Genomic DNA, 5,188 nt, shown 5'->3' with positions numbered 1-5,188 from the left:
CCGTACACAAAACCACGACCGGCAAACCCCTCATAACAACCACCCACATCAAGCGCCACAGCACCCACCGGCGGCCACACCGACACATCAAACCCCGCATCGGCCGACCCGGCACCGCCGGCCACCAACGTCCCCGTGGCGTGCCGCGTCCACGTGACGTCCGTCGCGCCCTCGGGTCGGGAGTGCACGGTGACTGTGCGTCGCCCGTCGCCATCGGCGACCCCGACGCGCACCTGGGTCCGTACGGCACCGTGCTCCGGGAGGATGAGCGGGGCCGCAAGGGTCAGCTCCTCGACGCGGTCACAGCCGACCTCGTCACCCGCCCGGAACGCCAGTTCCAGCAGCGCTGTCCCCGGCAGCAGTACCTGTCCGTTCACGGCGTGATCCGCCAGCCACGGATGGGACCGCACCGACAACCGGCCCGCGAACAAGACCCCTTCCTCCTGGGCCAGTTCGACCGAGCCACTGAGCAGCGGATGATCGGCCGCCGTAAGCCCGGCAGCCACCGCACCCGCCGGTACATACATTCCGGACGGCCAGAACCGCTGGTGCTGGAAGGCATAGGTGGGCAGTTCGACGGAGCCTGCCCCCGTCCCGGCGAAGAGCGCCGACCAGTCGACGCGGACGCCCCGTACGTGCAACTGCGCGAGCGCCATGAGAGCCGTCTGCTCCTCCGGCCGGTCCTTACGCAGAAGAGGCACGCTCGCCACCTCAACGCCGTCAGGCACAGACTCCAGCGCCAGAGCCGACAGCACCCCATCAGGCCCCAGCTCAACAAACGCCGACACCCCCACATCCACCAGCGCCGCCACACCATCCGCGAACCGGACGGCCTCCCGCACATGCCGCACCCAGTACTCGGCGCAGCCCATCTCACCGGCCCCGGCGATACCACCGGTCAAGTTCGACACAACGGGCACCGACGACTCGTTGTACGTCAGCTCCTCGACGACGGTACGGAAGTCGTCCAGCATCGGGTCCATCAACGGCGAGTGGAACGCGTGCGACACCCGCAGTCGGCTCGTCTTCCTGCCCTGCGCGGCAAGCCGACCAGCCACCGCAGCAACGGCACCCTCCGTACCCGAAATCACCACGGACGACGGCCCATTCACCGCGGCGAGCGACACATCAGCCGACAGCAACGGTACGATGTCGGCCTCGGACGCCCCCACAGCCACCATCGCACCACCGGCGGGCAGAGCGGCCATCAGCGAAGCCCGCGCCACCACCAGACGACACGCATCCTCAAGCGACAAGACACCCGCGACATGCGCAGCGGCCACCTCACCAATGGAATGCCCGGCAACGAAATCCGGAACCACCCCCCACGACTCCACCAACCGATACAACGCCACCTCAACCGCAAACAACACCGGCTGAGCAACACCCGTACCACTCAACGCATCAGCGTTAACACCCCACAACACCTCCCGAAGCAACCCACCCCGCTCGGCCTCCAGCAACCCCAACACCGCGTCCAACGCATCCGCGAACACCGGGAACCGCCCATACAACTCCCGGCCCATCCCCAACCGCTGCGAACCCTGCCCCGAAAACAGAAACGCCCGCTTACCACCCACCACAGAACCCGACACCACCAACGGATGCGCCCCACCGTCAGCCAACGCCGACAACGCCTCCACACCACCATCCACCGACCCCGCCAACACCACCGCCCGACGCTCGAACACCGACCGACCCGCCACCAACGAAAAACCGACATCCACCGACCGCAACCCAGCCCGCGACCGCACAAACGACAACAGCCGACCCGCCTGATCACCCAACGCCTCAACCGACCGACCCGACACCACCCACGGCACCAACCCACCCGCAACCTCGGCAACCTCAGCAACCACAGGGCTGGAGACCACCGGCTCCGGCTGTTCCAGAATCACATGCGCATTCGTCCCACTGATCCCAAAAGACGACACACCCGCCCGCCGAACCCGACCCACCTCCGGCCATGCCACGGACTCCGTCAACAACTCCACCGCACCCGCCGACCAATCCACATGCGACGACGGCTCCGACACATGCAACGTCCTCGGCAACACCCCATGCCGCATGGCCAGCACCATCTTGATCACACCCGCCACACCAGCAGCAGCCTGCGTATGACCAATATTCGACTTGAGGGAGCCAAGCCAGAGGGGCCGCTCCGGGGCACGGTCGCTCCCGTACGTGGCCAGCAACGCCTGCGCCTCGATCGGGTCACCCAACGTCGTCCCCGTACCGTGCGCCTCCACCACATCCACATCACCCACCGACAAGCCACCACTCGCCAACGCCTGCCGAATCACCCGCTGCTGCGACGGACCATTCGGCGCCGTCAGACCATTCGACGCACCATCCTGATTCACCGCCGAACCCCGCACCACAGCCAACACCTCATGACCACGACGCTGAGCATCCGACAAACGCTCCAACACCACCACACCCACACCCTCGGACCAGCCCACCCCATCAGCCGACTCCGAAAACGCCTTCGACCGACCGTCCGGCGCCAACCCACGCTGCCGCGAAAACTCCACAAACGTCGACGGCGTCGACATCACCGTCACACCGCCCGCCAACGCCAACCCACACTCACCACCACGCAACGCCTGCATCGCCCAATGCATCGCCACCAGGGACGACGAGCACGCCGTATCGACGGTGACCGCCGGTCCTTCGAAGCCGAAGGTGTACGCGACGCGGCCCGAGGCGACGCTCAGCGCGCTGCCCTGGCCCTGGAATCCCTCGTACTCCTTGCCGGTCAGCAGGGATCCGTAGTCGTTGTACATCACACCGGTGAACACACCTGTGTCGCTGTCGCGCAGGGACGCCGGGTCGATGCCGGCCCGCTCGATCGCCTCCCACGACGCTTCGAGCAACAACCGCTGCTGCGCATCCGTCGCCATCGCCTCACGCGGACTCATCCCGAAGAACCCAGGATCGAACTCCCCCGCCCCATAAAGGAATCCACCCGAGCGGGTGTACGACGTCCCCGCATGGTCCGGGTCCGGGTCGAACAACGCGTCCACGTCCCAGCCACGGTCGGCAGGGAAGTCCGAGATGGCGTCGGCGCCCTCGCTGACCAGCCGCCACAGGTCCCCGGGCGAGGTGACGCCTCCCGGGTAGCGGCAGGCCATGCCGACGATCACAATGGGGTCGTCGGTCAGCGGTGGCAGCGACGATACGGGGACCCGTACCGGTGCCTGGGTGTCGGATCCGAGCAGTTCGTCCAGCAGGTGGCGGGCCAGCGCGGCGAGTGTCGGGTGGTCGAAGACCATCGTTGCCGAGAGTCGCAGCCCGGTGGCCGTACCGAGACGGTTGCGCAGTTCGACCGCCGTCAGGGAGTCGAAACCGAGATCACGGAAGGCACGCCCGGCGTCGATGTCGGCGCCGGTCACATGACCCAGAACGTGTGCGGCCTGAGCACGTACGAGATCGAGGAGGGCCTCTTCCCGGTCCTTCGGGGCCAGCGCGCCCAGTCGGCGGATCAGGTCGGCCTCCCCGGCCGGTCCGGACGTCGCGGCACGGCGCGCCGTCGTCCGGATCAGCCCGCGCAGCACCGCCGGTACGTCACCACGGGCGCGCAGCGTCGCTAGGTCGAGCCTCACCGGTACGGCGACGGACGCGCCGCCGGCCAGCGCCGCGTCGAAGAGCGCCAGGCCCTGGCCCGCCGACAGCGGCGGCATACCCGCCTCCTCTGCCCGGCGGATGTCGCGGTCGGTCAGGTCGGTGGTCATCCCGGCATGCCGGTCCCACGGTCCCCAAGCCAGCGAGAGTCCGTGCAGTTCACCGGCCCGCCGATGTGCGGCGAGGGCGTCGAGGAAGGCGTTTCCGGCGGCGTAGTTGCCCTGCCCGGCGCTGCCGAATGTGCCGGCGGCCGAGGAGAAGACGATGAAGGCGTTGAGGTCGAGGTCCCGGGTGAGTTCGTGCAGATGCCAGGCGGCATCCGCCTTGGGGCGCAGGACCGTGGTCAGCCGCTCCGGGGTCAGCGACCCGATCACCCCGTCGTCCAGCACCCCCGCCGTATGAACAACAGCCGCCAGCGGATGCGCGGACTCCACACCGGCAAGCAGCTCCGCCAAAGCCGCACGGTCCGACACATCACACGCCACGACCGAGACCACAGCGCCGAGCGCTGTCAGATCGGCCGCCAACTCGACTGCTCCCGGGGCGTTTTCCCCGCCCCGGCTGGTGAGCAGCAGATGCCGTACGCCACGTTCGGCGACCAGATGCCGGGCCAGCCTCCCGCCCAGGCCGCCCGTACCGCCGGTGATCAGCACCGTGCCCTCGGGGTCCCACACGGGCCCGGCGCCGAGGTCGGGCACCTCCGTACGGATCAGCCGACCGGCACGGAGAGCCCCTTCGCGGACGATCAGCTGCGGCTCGTCCACGGCGAGGGCGTGCAGGAGGTCGACCGCCGGGGCGGGCTCGTTCCGCGGGCCGGATTCCGGCGTGGAACCGGAACCGGAGAAGGAGCCGGAGAGGATACCCGGGGCGAGGTCGACCAGGCCGAAACGGCCCGGATTCTCCGTCTGCGCCGACCGCACCAGCCCACGCGCCGAGGCGGCCGCCAGATCAATGGCGTCGGAGTCGGAGCCCGGGCCATCCCCAAACGCGACGGCCCCCCTCGTCACAAACACCAGTCGGGACGCGTCAAACCAGTCGTCGGACAGCCAACTCTGAAGGGTCGTCAGTACGTCCTCGTTCAGCGCGTGTACGGAGCCCACAACGTCGGCGCCGTCCTCACTACAGACACTCACCAGCACCACGTCCGGTACCGATTCGGCAGCGGACTCACGTCCCCCGCGCGCCCGGAGCGCGCCGAGATCCGGGTACGAGGTGACCTCGGCACCGGCGGCCGCCATACCGTCGGCCAGCCGGAAGGCATCGCGGCCGATCAGTGCGACACGCCCCGGCGCGGCGCCGGACGGCATCGCCAACGGAAGCCAGTCCAGCTCGAACAGCGCGTCGCGAACGATTCCGGCGGAACCGCTCAGCTGCTCACCCGAAACCGGCCGCACGAGCAGCGAATCGACCGAGGCGACCGGTCGGCCCGAGGTGTCGGCGACCGTCACCGCGAGCGCGTCCTTGCCGTTCGGTGCGAGGCGTACGCGGAGTGTGGTGGCGCCGGTCGCGTGCAGCGTCACCCCCTCCCACGAGAACGGCAACCCACCCCCGGCCCCACCGTCCC

At 68.8% G+C, this 5,188-nt stretch carries 1 protein-coding gene; it reads right to left on the bottom strand.

Features of this window, described 5'->3' with window-relative positions; genetic code table 11:
• Positions 1-5,144, bottom strand: a 5,144-nt coding sequence (locus tag AB0389_RS37565) for a type I polyketide synthase (protein WP_366400083.1), incomplete at its 3' end; no start/stop codon positions are given.
• Positions 5,145-5,188 lie beyond the last annotated feature (44 nt).

Origin of the sequence: Streptomyces sp. NPDC093109 (assembly GCF_040701725.1) — a bacterium.
Lineage (GTDB): Bacteria > Actinomycetota > Actinomycetes > Streptomycetales > Streptomycetaceae > Streptomyces.
The sequence above is the reverse complement of the archived record's forward strand: the minus strand, read 5'-3'. Positions and strand labels throughout refer to the sequence as shown.